This is a genomic window from Acinetobacter sp. P37 (genome assembly GCF_057480965.1).
In genome coordinates this window covers 36,571-51,429 of the sequence record NZ_JBLIYY010000018.1, presented here as the reverse complement: position 1 = coordinate 51,429, position 14,859 = coordinate 36,571, and the positions used below count along the sequence as shown (strand labels likewise).

Sequence of the window (14,859 nt, the reverse complement as noted above, 5' to 3'; positions counted from 1 at the left end):
TGTAAGAGATTTTAAGCTCTTGAGCCTATTTGCAGGGTTGGTGCATAATTTAAATTGACTTGAGAGGAAGTGCGCTGTGTAAGTGCGAGAAATAAAAGAAAGGTAAAGTAATGGATCAACCGAAAATTCTTTTGGAAATGGAGCAATTTTGTGAAACTAATAGCAATGTAAGGTTAATGCTCAGGGAAGTAAGTCGTTATCCTTTAGGTGAATGCGTCATGGAACGTATGTCATTAAAAACGCAGGCCATGCAGCGCATAGATGACATGGTAATGTTTCATACGTTTGCAATGTCTGTACATAAACAGTGATCTTAGCCAAAATAATGGACACATAGTCCCTCTAAAGATAACGTAACGTTAACTTTGGAGATACAAGAAATGGCCAAACGTTTTAGTCCTGAATTTAAACAGCAAGCAATTGATTATGCACTTTCAAACTCACACGAGTCAGTAGCTGCAATCTCCCAGAAATTAGGTGTGGGTTATTCAACATTAGATAAACGGATTCGTGAAACCAATCCGGCAGGTTCAAGCAAACGTCAGCTTTCACCAGAACAACAGCGGATCCTAGAATTAGAGAAAGAAGTCAAACAGCTCAGGGAAGCCAATGACATCTTAAAAAAAGCGCATGTGTACTTTCTGACAGATCATGCCAAGAAAAGTACACGGTAATTCAAGATCTGGATGTGAATAAAGTCACTGTATCTTCTGCCTGTAAATGCCTGGGTGTCAGCACTTCAGGCTATTACGCCTGGCGAAAACGCCAGGCCAATCCAGCGCAGAAATATAATGATTTAAAAGCCGTATATTGGCAGCATCATGCACGATTGGGTGCACCTTCATTGGTACATGACATGCATGATTTAGGTTACAGCATGAGCGTACGAACCGTTGGAAGAATGCTTAAAAAGCTTGGTTTACGTAGCAGGATTGCACGTAAATACAAGCATACGACAGATTCAAAACATCGTTTGCCTACAGCATCAAATCTGTTGGAGCGTCAATTTACAGTCATTCAGCCTAACAAGGTTTGGACAACGGATATCACCTATATCCGTACCAAGCAAGGTTGGCTGTATTTATGTGTGATGCTGGATCTATTTAGCCGTCGTATTGTGGGTTGGCAAACCAGCCATCGAATAGACCGTCAATTGGTGTGTGATGCATTTAATTATGCAATGGCTCTTCAGGGGTATCCAATGGATGTTATGGTCCATTCTGACCAAGGCTCACAATACTGTAGTCGAGATTTTAGAGCGCTATTGTTGACGAATAACTGCATTCAAAGCATGTCTAGAGGAGGCCTTGCGCAGTATACTGCTCATGGGATAATGCGGTGACGGAAAGCTTCTTTCATACATTGAAAGGTCATGTGGTACACGGGAGTGTGTTTACTACCCGAAAAGAAGCCAATGCTGTCTTGTTTGAATATATTGAGATTTACTACAATCGAATTAGACGGCATTCTGCAAATGGCTGGTTAAGCCCAGAAGCTTTTGAACAGAATTATTTCAAGAATTTAGAGGGACCGATTGTCCACGATACTGTCTAGAATCATCTCTGCATTAGTCACAATAATGTCCCAAATTTCACGCATTTTATTGGCTTTACTAGTTTTTTTCCCTTGTATGGTACTGCTTGGCTTTTGCGTATTTTGTGGTACAGCCCTTGCTTTACAACCACAATCACTTGTTTTGGGATCCGCAGATACTCGAATCATCGCAAGTTTTGTGCTACTACCTAAAAATCTTGTGTAGTTAGTCATTTGTTTTTGATCAGGAGGGTCTTTGCTGTCCAAAAACTTAATTTCGACCCAATGTAAAGTATTATCAATCGTTGGCACTTTCATAATATCTTTCACCACAATGACATCAGCCCCTATTCGATGATCTCCTCCTGGGGTTTCCATAAATTTATGTCGCGGAGGATTAGCCCCTGAAACCATCAATGGTTGTTTGCTTTTTATGTCATAAATCACTTCTGCTTTAATTGGACATTTATGTTCCATCACAATATCTACCAAGGCAAAAATCACTTGTACCGCTTTTTGTCTAAGATGGCGTACCCCCCATAAACTAATCACCTTATCAGCCATGGTTTCTTTTCTTGGGACTTTTCCTGTTACACCACCAATCTGATTGCTAAAACAGCAAACTTTACAAATCACTGATTTAAATAAAATTGGTTTCTTGGTGTAAACCTCATACCACGCCCCGACCCTTGAAGCTTGTGAAGGTGCTGTAGGTTTAGTTGAACCACTCGGTTGTGGTGTTGTTGAACCTCTTTGCTCTTTTTTAATATCCGTTGCAACTTCTGTTGCAAAAGAAAAAAATAAACTCAATCAACTCTTGGGCTATATCTGCGCCAATATCTTTCAAAAAGGGAATTAGATGTTTTTTTTACCAGTTCGGTGGTAACTTTAGCTGCCTGATTTAATAACTTTTTTAGGACATAGAGTAAAGCTGTTAATAAAAATGCAAGTACAACATAAACAGCAGCAGCAATAACTGGAGCAACCATAATTTTCTCTTATTCTTCTATTTCTAAATCAATATCATCAAATTCATCTTTTGATCCAGTCAGTGAAAAGCAAATGACTTTATCTGGATGGTCAACAATAAATGCTCAATGCGCACCAACTGCTCGTTTTGTGATGTTTGGTTGTAATACAGCATCTGATGACAAAGTTGTTAGAGTGTTTGGGCTTTGTTGCACAAAGATTTCATAACTATATGATTTTAAAGTTTTTGATTATTTTTTGATCCAAAATTAAATTTATTTAAATCAGATGCTTACATATTTATGCAACAAAGCCATGTGGATGTGGGATATACGGAGATGATTTCAAAATGAAAAAAAAATTGATTATAATTTTCTGTAATTTGTTTTGTTTAATATTAGTTGGTTGTCAGAAAAAAGAACCAACGAATTTGATTTTGAGTAATGAACCTGAAAACTTGAGATTAATGGCTGAGGGGAGAATCATTTTTGGTGGCAACTTAGAAAATGCGAGAAGTTTTTCTTCATATGCGTCTTATAAAGTTCTATATGAAATTAAAGGTCAAAACTTAACGTTAGATGAATGGTTATCGAAAGACATATTATTAAAACAAAGAGGTTGGAAGTATTTAGGAAAAAAAGATAATGGCTATATTTACTGTCAGAATATGACACAGTTTGAAGTTGTCCCCTCCACAATCGATCATTAAAAATGCAGTGTTACAAGGAGGAGATATGTATAAACAGGCTAAAGACTATTGGGTAATTGGTTTCAGTACTGCAAAAACAAGTTCGTATAATATGTGTGAAAAAGAAAGAAAACATAAAGTTAGTTAATCAACCTTGATATTAGATCTCTTTCATAAATCAAAAAACGAGCACCTTTTTTGATTGATATTTGTACTCTAACTTTCTTAGCATTCATGCATAATCTGCGGAGGCTTTGTTGCACAAACCTATCTGTAAAGGCTTTTTCAGCGATATAATTTTCAAATGATGAAGCCTACACACAAAATCTATCGCACAACTAATTGGCCCGCATATAACCGAGCACTCATGAGTCGCGGAAATATTGCCATTTGGTTTGATCCTGCTACGCAATGATATGCTCCATCAAAAGGGCTTTGTTGCACAAAGATTTCATAACTATATGATTTTAAAGGTTTTGATTATTTTTTGATCCAAAATTAAATTTATTTAAATCAGATGCTTACATATTTATGCAACAAAGCCCTTTGTATACAATAGAACCAGCTTGCATGAAAATGACCCCAACCTTGGCAAGGTCACCGAGATTTATATCATTAAATAATGTTAACTATAAGTGTATGATTTAATTGATTGTGTGTAGTTTTTAGTGGGGTGAAATTTTTAGCAATTTAGATCATTTAAGGGTATTTTGGTCACTTCATATTGGAAATTTTAATCAATAAAAGTCACCTATATTTTGGTGCTAATTTTCATGAGAAATAACAACATTATATAATTTAATATAAAGACTGGGTTTAAGATTCAATTTAATTGCTGGAATATACAATATGGAACTGAGTAAAAAATGAATTATGAAAGAGGTCTAATAAATATTATGCTCAATCCTATTTTGGATCATCTGGAGAGTCTCTGTTTGAATTTGTCCAGGTGAACCGTACCGGGTTTGTCGGAGAGACACTGTTGCAAATAGAGATTTGAGTCGATGATGTTCCCTTTAAAAAGTGCTTAGAGACCGGAAACCCTTTTGATTAGACACACTTCACCCTGAGGCTGACCATAGTAGAATGACGATGGTTATCCTTTACGTAGTGCACGCATGACTTCAATACCTTTAAAAGTTTTACCATTCACTACTTTTGTTAATTTCTTCATTAATCCAGTTTAAAAAATGGTTCACTTTCATAATGTTTTCATGCGTGCGAGGATAAACTAAGTGATGAGCAGATATAGCTATAGAGAAATCATCAGAAAATACTTTAACCAACTTTCCTGATTCCAAATAATTCTGGGTAAGTATGTTGCTTTCTAAAACAAATCCTAGGCCATGTGTGGCTGCTTCAAGTGACATGTAAGAGCGATCAAAACTAAAAGTATAAGGAAATTCAGGAATACTTAGGCCTTGGTGTGCAAACCATTGAGGCCATGTCACCAGAGTGGATTTTGATAAAATTAGCTCTTTTTTTAATAAATCTTTGGGCCTAAATACTGGACTACGTTCAAGTAATTTTGGCGATGCAAGAACTTCTAATTTTTCACTCCGAACCGTTCTAATTTCGACACCTGTCCAATTCGAAATGCCATGACGAATATCAATATCAATTTTATCACGCGTAAAATGAAGATTTTCATAAGAACAGGACAAGTTCACCTGAATGAGAGGGTATTTTTCTTTAAATGATTCAAGGCGTGGCATTAGCCACAATAGGCCAAAACTTGGAGAAGAATGGATATATAAGCTATCTTTTGGACTGTTATTTGATGCTTGTTCAGTAGCTAATACAAGGCTATGCAGGATATTAGTAACTTCTTGATAATAACGCTCCCCAGAAGGAGTTAATGTAACACCTCTTGCACCACGTATAAATAGACTTTGACCAATCATTTCTTCTAGTTTTGCTATTTGATGACTGACAGCAGATGGTGTAAGGCTCAAAACCTCTGCTGCTTTTGCCACATTTCCTAATCGAGCAGTTTGTTCAAACGCTTGTAAGGTTTTTATTGCAGGCACTTGGTTGTAATTTTTTTCACTATTATTCATTTAAAATTCCATTTTTCTTTCGAATATTAACTAAAAATATCATAGGCATGAATATTATTCATGCCTAGTTGAGTTTAACCTTATTGCTGCTCACTGTGAAAAAAGAGAATCTAGCGATGAATAAATATGTTGAAGAAAAGAGGAATAGACATGTTACTACAAGGAAAAGTAGCGTTAATCACAGGTGCAGCATCTGAACGTGGTATTGGTCGTGCAACAGCAGAAGTCTTTGCACAGCAAGGCGCCAAAGTCATTATTGTTGATCTAGATCTTGCGCAAAGCCAGCATGCGGCTAAAGCATTGGGCGAAGGTCATTTAGGTCTAGCAGCAAATGTTGCTAATGAAGAACAAGCACACGCTGCTGTGGAACAAGCCCTTCAACACTACGGTAAAATTGATATTTTGGTCAATAACGCAGGCATTACCCAACCTGTAAAAACATTAGATATCAAGCGTAATGATTATGATCGTATTTTGGATGTCAGTCTGCGTGGAACGCTCATTATGTCTCAGGCTGTAATTCCCTCAATGAAAGAAAACGGTGGAGGAAGTATTGTGTGTTTATCATCCGTTTCGGCACAACGAGGTGGTGGTATTTTTGGAGGTCCACATTACAGTGCTGCCAAAGCTGGGGTTTTAGGATTAGGTAAAGCGATGGCTCGCGAGTTTGGTGCAGATAATATTCGTGTCAACTCACTTACACCAGGTCTGATTCAAACAGACATTACGGGTGGTTTAATGAATGATGATCGTCGTCATGACATTCTTGCAGGAATTCCACTTGGTCGCTTAGGTAAAGCACAAGATGTTGCCAATGCAGCGTTATTTTTAGCCAGTGATCTATCAGCCTATTTAACAGGTGTAACTTTAGACGTAAATGGCGGAATGCTGATTCACTAAAACTCAGTATTAGTATTAAAAAATTCAAAATAGAGACATGGCCACGAGAGGATATTGTGGCCAAATGTAAAGGGACTCGCATGATGGATACTGTATTTTCATCTGATACAGATGCTATTCGTAAATCTGCATATCGAAAAATTGCATTTCGGTTGATGCCATTTTTAATGCTTTGTTATTTTTGTGCTTACCTAGACCGTGTAAATGTTGGTTTTGCCAAACTTCAAATGATGAGTGATTTACAGTTTAGTGAAGCTGTTTATGGACTCGGTGCAGGTATTTTCTTTATAGGATATTTCTTATGTGAAGTGCCGAGCAATATTGTGCTTCATAAAGTCGGTGCTCGACGTTGGATTGCTCGGATCATGATCACATGGGGTATTTTGTCAGGCTGTTTTGCATTTGTTGAAACAGAGTGGCAATTCTATACCTTACGCTTCTTACTCGGTGTTGCTGAAGCTGGATTAGCGCCAGGTTTATTACTTTATCTTACATATTGGTTCCCCTCTTATCGTCGGGCCCGTATGACTGTGCTTTGGTTTATTGCGATTCCAATTTCAGGAATGATCGGTGGTCCTCTATCTGGCTTAATCATGGATCAAATGAACAATGTGCAAGGATGGCATGGTTGGCAATGGATGTTTGTACTTGAAGCTATACCTACAGTGGTTGTTGGTTTGCTAGTCCTCGCAGTTCTAAAAGATTCTGTTCAAGATGCACATTGGTTAACAAGTGCTGAAAAGAATTTAGTTCAGCAAGAAATCGCTCAAGATAATCAACAGAAAGAAGGGCATAGCAGTATTAAAGACTTCATTAGTGATAAACGCTTGTGGTTACTAGCTGGAATCTATTTTTGTGTCGTAATGGGACAATATGCAATTACTTTCTGGTTGCCGACATTAATTCGTAACTCGGGTATTAGTGATAACTGGCATATTGGCTTGTTGACCAGTCTACCTTATATGTGTGCCATAGTTGTAATGCTGTTAGCAGGCCGTAGCGGAGATCACTTTAGAGAGCGTCGCTGGCATTTAATTATTCCTATGTGTGCTGGTGCAATTGCACTGACCTTCGCAACATTGTTTGCGTCAAATCTAACCCTATCACTGATTTGTTTATGTATTGCGGCATCAGGTGTACTCACCGCATCTTCTTTGTTTTGGATGTTGCCAACTAACTTTTTAGGTGGTGTTTCAGCTGCCGCAGGTATTGCTGGAATCAATAGTTTTGCCAATCTCGCTGGATTTTGTTCTCCGTTTCTCATCGGCTGGATTACCACTAATACAGGTTCGAATGCCATAGGTATGTTCTTAATCACAGCAGTCTTAGTTGTTGGCGCAAGCCTAGTACTACGCATTCCAGCAAAACTGGTTAATCGTTAATAAGAGAAGCTAATCATGTCAAATATTAATAAAGAAGCTCGTATTGCTGAACTCCAGCAACGTGCATATAACATTCGTCAACATGCGTTACGTATGGGACAAGTACAGGGCCAAGGTTATGTTGGACAGGCCTTAGGTGCAGCTGATCTACTTGCAGTTTCTTATTTTCATGCAATGAAATATCAGCCTGACAATCCTGAGTGGGAAGGAAGAGATCGCTTTTATCTTTCAATAGGTCATTATGCAATTGCTTTATATGCTGCTTTGATCGAAGCAAAAGTTATTCCAATTGAAGAACTAGAAACGTATGGTTCTGATGACAGTCGTTTACCTATGTCAGGCATGGCAACTTATACCCCTGGTATGGAAATCACAGGTGGTTCATTGGGTCACGGTTTAGGCATTGCGGTAGGTGCTTGCCTCGGATTAAAGCAAAAGAAATCAGAGTCTTTTGTTTATAACTTCCTATCAGATGGTGAGCTCAATGAGGGCTCGACATGGGAAGCCGTCATGTCGGCTTCACATTGGAAGTTAGATAATCTCATTGCAATTATTGATGTGAATAATCAGCAAGCCGATGGGCATTCAAGTGAAATTCTAGCTTTTGAACCAATTGTAGATCGTTGGCAGTCTTTTGGTTGGTATACCCAACGCGTAGATGGCAACAATATGGAAGCTTTACTTGACGCTTTCGATCAAGCGAAATGCCACGAAGGAACATGCCCAAGAGTCATTATTTGCGATACCAAAATGGGTAAAGGTGTTTCATTTTTAGAAAGCCGTGAAAAAACACATTTTATTCGCGTGGATGAACGTGAATGGGATGAAGCTTTAAATATATTAACCCATTACGGCAAATAAGGAGTCTAGATCCATGAGCCAATTAGCGAACTCTCCTAAGAAAAAATTAAAAACGTCTGCCATGATTGCTTCTATTGCTGCAGAAGGGCAACCAACCAAGTCTGCACCATTTGGACATGCTTTAAATGCACTAGCGAAAGAGCGTGATGATATTGTTGGATTATCAGCAGATCTATCCAAATATACAGATTTACATATTTTCGCGAATCAAAATCCAGACAAGTTCTTTCAAATGGGAATGGCCGAACAACTCTTGATGAGCGCTGCTGCTGGATTAGCTCGAGAAGGCTTCGTTCCTTTTGCCACGACTTATGCTGTCTTTGCTTCACGCCGAGCTTACGATTTTATCTGTATGGCGATTGCCGAAGATAATCTAAATGTGAAAATTGTAGCAGCCCTTCCTGGTTTAACTACAGGATATGGACCAAGTCACCAAGCAACAGAAGATATTGCCATTTTCCGTGGAATGCCAAATCTAATGATCATTGATCCATGTGATGCCTTGGAAATTGAACAGGCTATTCCACAGATTGCTGCTCACCAAGGTCCTGTTTATATGCGCTTGTTGCGTGGTCAAGTTCCATTGGTACTGGATAAATATAACTACCAATTTAAATTAGGTAAGGCCCAAGTCATTAAGCCAGGTAAAGATCTCTTGATTATCTCTACTGGGTTACTGACTATGCGTGCGCTTGAGGCTGCTGAAGAACTTGAAAAAGAGGGAATTGAGGTTTCAGTTTTACATGTCCCAACGATCAAGCCTCTTGATGAAGAAACGATTTTAGCTGAAGTTGCAAAAGGAGGAAGACCTGTTCTTACTGCTGAAAATCACTCTGTGGTTGGCGGCTTAGGTGAAGCAGTTGGGACCTTACTATTAAGAAATGGGCAACATCCTCGTTTCGATATGATTGGTTTACCTGATGCATTTTTAGATGCAGGTGCATTACCAACACTACATGATCGTTATGGTATTTCTACAGAAGCAGTTAAAGCAAAAATCAAAAATCATATAGCTGAATAATATTAGATATTTTATTCAGTTGAACATGGTGAGATCGGATTCTCATCATGTTCAAATCTAGTGTATCTCTTCCATTTATATATTCAAAAATAGCTTATTCATGAAGCTATTAGGGAAAACTATATTCAAAAATTTGCAGGGATTGTGCAATGAACAAAAGTAATTTCTTATGCATGTTAGGCATACTTATTGGAACAAATACAACTTGTTTTGCTGAGAACTTATTTGATGTAAATCGGACAAATTTAACAGGGGATTGGGATGGCAAACGAACAGCTTTAGCAGATAAAGGAATCAAATTTGATGCTAGTTCTAATCTCGATATTGCTTATTTAGCAGATGGTGGATATGCCCCACGACAAGACCCAACATATGTTAGCCAGTTTTCACTCGGTTCAACTTTAGATTTAGAGAGGTTGATAAATGTAGACGGGGTGAGTGTTCGAGCATTAGTTATGGCAAGACAAGGGCAGAGCCTATCGGTTGAACAAATTTCAGATCCCCAAGCGCCACAATTGGCTAATGTACAGGCTAACTATGGTCGAGGAAATTCAGGTACCCGACTGGCTGAGCTATCAGTCGAAAAGAATTTTTCTGATTTAGGTACAAGTGTCCGAATAGGACGTTTCGCTATGGGAACTTACTTCAATGTAATGTCTTGTGATTTTCAGAATAACTCATTTTGTGGTGCACAAATGGGTAAATGGCAAGGTAGCAAATGGATTAATGCGCCAGTTAGTCAATGGGCCGTGATGTCTAGGTATAAATTTAGTCCTGAGACCTATATTCAACTTGGCGTGTTTGAGTTTAACCCAAAGAATTTAAAAGAGGATGAAGGTTGGAATTTTAGTACGAATGATGCAGATGGTGTCAATATTCCGGTTGAATTTGTATGGCAGCCTAAAAACGCAGTTAATGACTTGCCTGGAATATATCGTATAGGAGCATTTTATAATACTTCTGATGAGGCCGATAATCAAAAGGACATCGTAACAGGAGAGTCTGAAGATAATACATATGGAATATGGGGAGGAGTAGAACAGCAGTTATCGTCTAGGAATTTACCAAATCAAGGATTATATGGATTCATAAACTTCAGTTTCCATAATAAAACTACGAATAAAATTGGAAATATGCAACAAGTTGGTTTGAAATATATTGGTCTTTTAGATACCCATGCAAATGATATTTTTGGATTAGCAATAAACAGAATAAGTGTTAGCGACCGATTCCGTGCAAACTATTCAAATATTAATGAAGATGCTGAATATAATTTCGAAATTAATTACTCCTACTTCCCTGTTAAATGGTTAATGCTACGACCAAATATGCAGTACATCATCCATCCAGGTGCAACCAATTATATAAATAACGCTTTAGTACTAGGGTTCAGTTCGAAAATTATTTTTTAAAAATTAATGGACCTCTTGCGAAAGTATCGTTTTACCTAATTTTTGAATTGGCTAAAACCTTATTAAATGTAGCTTTATGCTGTTTAAATTTTGACTAATGCAAGAAGTCTAATGAATTGTTATTTCAGCTTTTGAAATACGAACTTTTCCTTTACTAGCTAAAAAAATATTTAGCGCCAAACTACGAATATCTTTAATAAGATTATGAATGTATTACGAAATAAATGGGTATATAAATGATTAAGCCTATCCACAAAATACTTATTGCTAATCGTGGCGAGATCGCGATTCGAGTCATGCGTGCTGCCTCAGAAATGGGCATTCGTACAGTTGCAATTTATGCAGAAGAAGATAAATTTGCCCTGCATCGCTTTAAGTCGGATGAAGCTTATCAGGTAGGGGCAGGGAAAAAACCAATCGCTGCCTATCTGGATATTGAAGATATTATCCGTATTGCAGTTGAGGCAGGGGTAGATGCTATCCACCCAGGTTATGGCTTCCTGTCTGAAAACCCTGAGTTTGCAGAGGCTTGTAGCCAAGCTGGCATCCGCTTTATCGGTCCAAAACCGGAAGTAATGCGTCAGTTAGGCAATAAAGTGATGGCCCGTAAGGTTGCAATGGTTGCATGTGTGCCAGTTATTCCTGCTACAGCAGCACTACCTGAATGCATTGAAGACTGTCAGTTACTGGCAGCTGAGGTAGGCTATCCACTCATGCTCAAAGCGAGCTGGGGCGGTGGAGGTCGTGGCATGCGCTTGGTTGAACATGAGAAGGAACTCGAAGATGCAATTACTGTTGCACGTCGTGAAGCCAAATCTGCGTTTGGCAATGACGAAGTTTATCTAGAGAAACTGATTCGCCATGCCCGTCATGTAGAAGTGCAGATATTAGGTGATACCTATAGCAATATTGTGCATCTATTTGAACGAGATTGCACTGTCCAACGACGTAATCAGAAGGTAGTTGAGCGTGCGCCTGCACCTTATTTGTCCGAAGCCCAACGTAATAAAATATGTGAAGCTGCTTTAAGACTGGCTCGTGCGGTAAATTATACTCATGCCGGTACGGTTGAGTTCTTAATGGATGCCGAAACAGATGAATTCTATTTTATTGAAGTCAACCCACGCATTCAGGTTGAACATACGGTTACTGAAGAAATCACAGGCATTGATATTGTTAAAGCACAAATTCGGGTGACCGAAGGTGCCGCAGTTGGAGATGGTAGCAGTTTTATTCCATCTCAGGAGCAAATCAAACTGTTAGGCCATGCATTACAATGCCGTCTCACCACCGAAGACCCTAAAAATAGCTTTATGCCGGACTATGGACGTTTGACTGCATTTCGTAGCGCAACCGGTTTTGGAGTGCGGGTAGACAGTGGTACGGCTTATACCGGTGCAGTCATTACACCTTATTATGATTCATTACTAGCTAAAGTAACGGTTCGTGGTGCAAGTGGGGATGAAGCTAACGCCCGTATGCTACGAGCATTACAAGAGTTTCGTATTCGTGGTGTTTCAAATAATCTGGCATTTCTAGAAAATGTGGTGACACATCCTCTATTTACGCAAGGCACCTGTACTACTCGATTTATTGATACCACTCCTGAATTATTTAACCTTAAACCTAAGCAGGACCGTGCGACAAAGTTACTAGAGTTTTTAGGTAACATTACCGTCAATGGGCAACCTGAACTTAAAGGACGGTCGCTTCCCGAGACAGTTCCAGCTCCAGCTCAGTTACCAATATTTAACTTGAATCAGAGCATTCCAAGCGGAACCCGAGACCAGTTTAAATTACTGGGTGCAGAAGGTTTCTCAAATTGGATGCTAGATCAAAAGCGTGTATTGGTCACTGATACCACTATGCGTGATGCCCACCAGTCCTTATTTGCAACACGAATGCGGACTGCAGATATGCAGGCTATTGCACCTTATTACTCCCAGATGGCCAGTGAGCTATTTTCACTAGAGTGCTGGGGGGGCGCAACCTTTGATGTGTCGATGCGTTTCTTAAAAGAAGATCCATGGGAACGTCTAGCTAGACTTCGTGAAGCAGTACCGAATATTTTATTTCAAATGCTACTTCGCTCATCTAATGCCGTGGGTTATACCAACTATCCAGATAATGTGGTTCGCCACTTTATTGCACAGGCAGCACAAGGTGGAATCGATTTATTTCGTGTATTTGATTCGCTAAATGCAGTTGATAACATGCGGGTTGCTATTGATGCGGTTCGAGAATCGGGCATGTTGTGTGAAACAGCAATCTGTTATACCAGCGATATCTTTGACAATAACCGCAGATATAACCTCAACTACTATGTTGATATGGCAAAGCAGCTGCAAAAGGCGGGAGCCAATATCCTAGCTATTAAAGATATGGCGGGGATATGCAAACCAGCCGCAGCACGTGAATTGGTCAAAGCATTGAGAGAAGAAACCGGACTGCCAATTCATTTTCATACCCATGACACCAGTGGTATTGCGGCAGCCAGTATTTTGTCAGCAATCGAGGCAGGCGTAGATGCTGTTGATACTGCCATGGATGCCATGAGCGGTCTCACCTCACAACCAAGCATGGGCTCTGTGGTTGCAGCCTTACAAAATACAGATCGGGACACAGGACTTAACCCTAACAACCTGCAACAGCTTTCTACATACTGGGAAGGGGTACGCCATATCTATGCACCTTTTGAGGCTGATATGCGTGCTGGTACAGCTGATGTCTATCATCATGAAATGCCGGGTGGACAATATACTAACTTGCGTGAACAAGCTCGTTCAATGGGTATTGAAGAGCGCTGGACGGAAGTATCCGATGCCTATGCACAAGTCAACTTATTGTTTGGTGACATTGTTAAAGTCACTCCAACCTCTAAAGTGGTGGGTGATATGGCCTTATATATGGTATCGAACAATCTTAATCCACAAGATATTGAAGATTCTGAACTTGAAATTGATTTCCCTGAGTCGGTGGTTTCCCTGTTTAAGGGGGAGCTAGGCATACCAGTACATGGTTTTCCAAAAGAGTTACAGAACAAGGTATTAAAAGGTGCAGCCCCGCTAAATGACCGTCCTGGTGCAGTTATGCCACCAGCCGATCTGGCGGGTAAAAAAGCAATGCTTGAGAATATGTTTGGGAAACTAGTTACTGAACAAGAATTGGCGTCATACCTGATGTATCCAAAAGTCTTTACCGACTTTATGCAGCACGAAATGAAATATGGCACGGTCTCAAGTATTCCATCTTCAGCGTTCTTTTATGGTTTAAAAGAGCAAAGTCCAGTCGAAATCGAACTTGAACGCGGCAAAGTACTCGAAATAAAACTGTTGGGTCGCTCAGAAGCCAAGGATGGAGTGATTGATCTGTTTGTAGAGCTGAACGGCCAGTTACGTCTGGTTCAGATTAAACAGGCAAGCCCAAAAGGATCAACGGCTCATTCAAAGGCAGACCCGAAGAATCCAAAACATATCGGTGCTTCGATGCCGGGCATGATTAGTACAGTACCTGTAAAACTTGGTCAGTCTGTCAGGAAAGGTGAAACCTTATTTACCATTGAAGCAATGAAAATGGAGATTGCGATTAAAGCTGATCAGGACTGTGTGGTTCAGGAAGTTTTAATGGGTGTGGGTAATCAGGTTAAAAATATGGATTTAGTTTTAATATTAAATTAAAAGATTTAGTTATAATTTTGGCGCTGTTGCAAATAGAGATTTGAGTCGATGATGTTCCCTTAAAAAGTTCTTAGAGATCGAAAAATCTGTTGATTAGATGTATTAATTCAGACTTGATCGGACATAGCTCTTGAAAAATAGAAAGTTACCCATTTTGATGTGTGCTGAAAAAACAGGACACTTCGACTTGGGAGATTCTATGCAGCCAATTTAAAAAGTCCTCTGCTGTTTGATTTGGTGTTTTAAAATCCAGTCCTTTCTGAACTCTCTGCTGATTATAAAATAGCTCTATGTATTTTGTAATATCTGCTTTAGCTTCCTCTCTTGTTTGATAGTTGCGATGGGCTTTGTTGCAT

11 protein-coding genes and 4 pseudogenes are annotated in these 14,859 nt (G+C 39.3%); 10 read left to right on the top strand and 5 right to left on the bottom strand.

Annotation, left to right across the window (positions count from 1 at the left end):
- Window positions 1–110 precede the first annotated feature (110 nt).
- Together AC25JC_RS14525 and AC25JC_RS14520 are read left to right on the top strand one after the other, a co-directional pair.
- The gene (locus tag AC25JC_RS14525; protein WP_486924308.1) at window positions 111–311 is read left to right on the top strand and encodes a hypothetical protein; all 201 of its coding nucleotides are present in this window, start codon (window positions 111–113) and stop codon (window positions 309–311) included.
- Between the two features lie 69 nt (window positions 312–380).
- Window positions 381–1,554 (top strand): annotated as a pseudogene (locus AC25JC_RS14520) (IS3 family transposase).
- On the opposite strand, the gene AC25JC_RS14515 reads toward AC25JC_RS14520, so the two are convergent.
- On the bottom strand, window positions 1,522–2,343 hold the full coding sequence (locus tag AC25JC_RS14515) for a hypothetical protein (RefSeq protein WP_486924307.1): 822 nt from the start codon (window positions 2,341–2,343) through the stop codon (window positions 1,522–1,524). The pseudogene AC25JC_RS14520 and the gene AC25JC_RS14515 sit on opposite strands and share 33 nt — an antisense overlap.
- Window positions 2,340–2,522, bottom strand: a complete 183-nt coding sequence (locus AC25JC_RS14510; protein WP_486924306.1) for a hypothetical protein — start codon at window positions 2,520–2,522, stop codon at window positions 2,340–2,342. Before AC25JC_RS14510 ends, AC25JC_RS14515 begins: the two co-directional genes overlap by 4 nt.
- Window positions 2,523–2,851: 329 nt before the next feature.
- On the opposite strand from AC25JC_RS14510, the gene AC25JC_RS14505 reads away from it, so the two are divergent.
- Both AC25JC_RS14505 and AC25JC_RS14500 read left to right on the top strand, forming a co-directional pair.
- Complete coding sequence (locus AC25JC_RS14505; RefSeq protein WP_486924305.1) at window positions 2,852–3,211, top strand: hypothetical protein; 360 nt, start codon at window positions 2,852–2,854, stop codon at window positions 3,209–3,211.
- A 283-nt stretch (window positions 3,212–3,494) separates the two neighbouring features.
- Window positions 3,495–3,602: pseudogene (locus AC25JC_RS14500) on the top strand (IS5/IS1182 family transposase); the annotation flags it as partial.
- 615 nt (window positions 3,603–4,217) lie between these two features.
- Here AC25JC_RS14500 and AC25JC_RS14495 read toward each other — a convergent pair.
- Both AC25JC_RS14495 and AC25JC_RS14490 read right to left on the bottom strand, forming a co-directional pair.
- A pseudogene (locus AC25JC_RS14495) lies at window positions 4,218–4,331 on the bottom strand (IS6 family transposase); the annotation flags it as partial.
- A 1-nt stretch (window position 4,332) separates the two neighbouring features.
- Entirely contained in the window at window positions 4,333–5,220 is an 888-nt protein-coding gene (locus AC25JC_RS14490) for a LysR substrate-binding domain-containing protein (RefSeq protein ID WP_486924317.1), read from the bottom strand.
- Window positions 5,221–5,400: 180 nt separating this feature from the next.
- Between AC25JC_RS14490 and AC25JC_RS14485 the strand changes: the two genes are divergently transcribed.
- From AC25JC_RS14485 to AC25JC_RS14460, 6 genes are all read left to right on the top strand, one after another.
- The gene (locus AC25JC_RS14485; RefSeq protein WP_104484449.1) at window positions 5,401–6,150 is read left to right on the top strand and encodes an SDR family NAD(P)-dependent oxidoreductase; all 750 of its coding nucleotides are present in this window, start codon (window positions 5,401–5,403) and stop codon (window positions 6,148–6,150) included.
- Window positions 6,151–6,233: 83 nt separating this feature from the next.
- Window positions 6,234–7,532, top strand: coding sequence for an MFS transporter (locus AC25JC_RS14480; protein ID WP_486924316.1), 1,299 nt, complete (start codon window positions 6,234–6,236; stop codon window positions 7,530–7,532).
- Window positions 7,533–7,547: 15 nt separating this feature from the next.
- The gene (locus AC25JC_RS14475; RefSeq protein WP_279044979.1) at window positions 7,548–8,393 is read left to right on the top strand and encodes a transketolase; all 846 of its coding nucleotides are present in this window, start codon (window positions 7,548–7,550) and stop codon (window positions 8,391–8,393) included.
- A 13-nt stretch (window positions 8,394–8,406) separates the two neighbouring features.
- Window positions 8,407–9,414: a transketolase family protein gene (locus AC25JC_RS14470; protein ID WP_472754061.1), complete on the top strand. Its 1,008-nt coding sequence runs from the start codon at window positions 8,407–8,409 to the stop codon at window positions 9,412–9,414.
- 149 nt (window positions 9,415–9,563) lie between these two features.
- Complete coding sequence (locus AC25JC_RS14465) at window positions 9,564–10,826, top strand: carbohydrate porin (RefSeq protein WP_486924304.1); 1,263 nt, start codon at window positions 9,564–9,566, stop codon at window positions 10,824–10,826.
- A gap of 236 nt (window positions 10,827–11,062) precedes the next feature.
- On the top strand, window positions 11,063–14,503 hold the full coding sequence (locus tag AC25JC_RS14460) for a pyruvate carboxylase (protein WP_486924303.1): 3,441 nt from the start codon (window positions 11,063–11,065) through the stop codon (window positions 14,501–14,503).
- Between the two features lie 145 nt (window positions 14,504–14,648).
- Here the strand turns inward: AC25JC_RS14460 and AC25JC_RS14455 are convergent.
- Window positions 14,649–14,846: pseudogene (locus AC25JC_RS14455) on the bottom strand (IS3 family transposase); the annotation flags it as partial.
- Between the last annotated feature and the right edge of the window lie 13 nt (window positions 14,847–14,859).

Bases quoted from the DNA above. Each gene is read 5' to 3' on its own strand.
- AC25JC_RS14460 (WP_486924303.1), top strand. From the start codon at position 11,063: ATGATTAAGCCTATCCACAAAATACTTATTGCTAATCGTGGCGAGATC.
- AC25JC_RS14525 (WP_486924308.1), top strand. From the start codon at position 111: ATGGATCAACCGAAAATTCTTTTGGAAATGGAGCAATTTTGTGAAACT.
- AC25JC_RS14485 (WP_104484449.1), top strand. From the start codon at position 5,401: ATGTTACTACAAGGAAAAGTAGCGTTAATCACAGGTGCAGCATCTGAA.
- AC25JC_RS14480 (WP_486924316.1), top strand. From the start codon at position 6,234: ATGGATACTGTATTTTCATCTGATACAGATGCTATTCGTAAATCTGCA.
- AC25JC_RS14470 (WP_472754061.1), top strand. From the start codon at position 8,407: ATGAGCCAATTAGCGAACTCTCCTAAGAAAAAATTAAAAACGTCTGCC.
- AC25JC_RS14510 (WP_486924306.1), bottom strand. From the start codon at position 2,522: ATGGTTGCTCCAGTTATTGCTGCTGCTGTTTATGTTGTACTTGCATTT.
- AC25JC_RS14465 (WP_486924304.1), top strand. From the start codon at position 9,564: ATGAACAAAAGTAATTTCTTATGCATGTTAGGCATACTTATTGGAACA.
- AC25JC_RS14475 (WP_279044979.1), top strand. From the start codon at position 7,548: ATGTCAAATATTAATAAAGAAGCTCGTATTGCTGAACTCCAGCAACGT.
- AC25JC_RS14505 (WP_486924305.1), top strand. From the start codon at position 2,852: ATGAAAAAAAAATTGATTATAATTTTCTGTAATTTGTTTTGTTTAATA.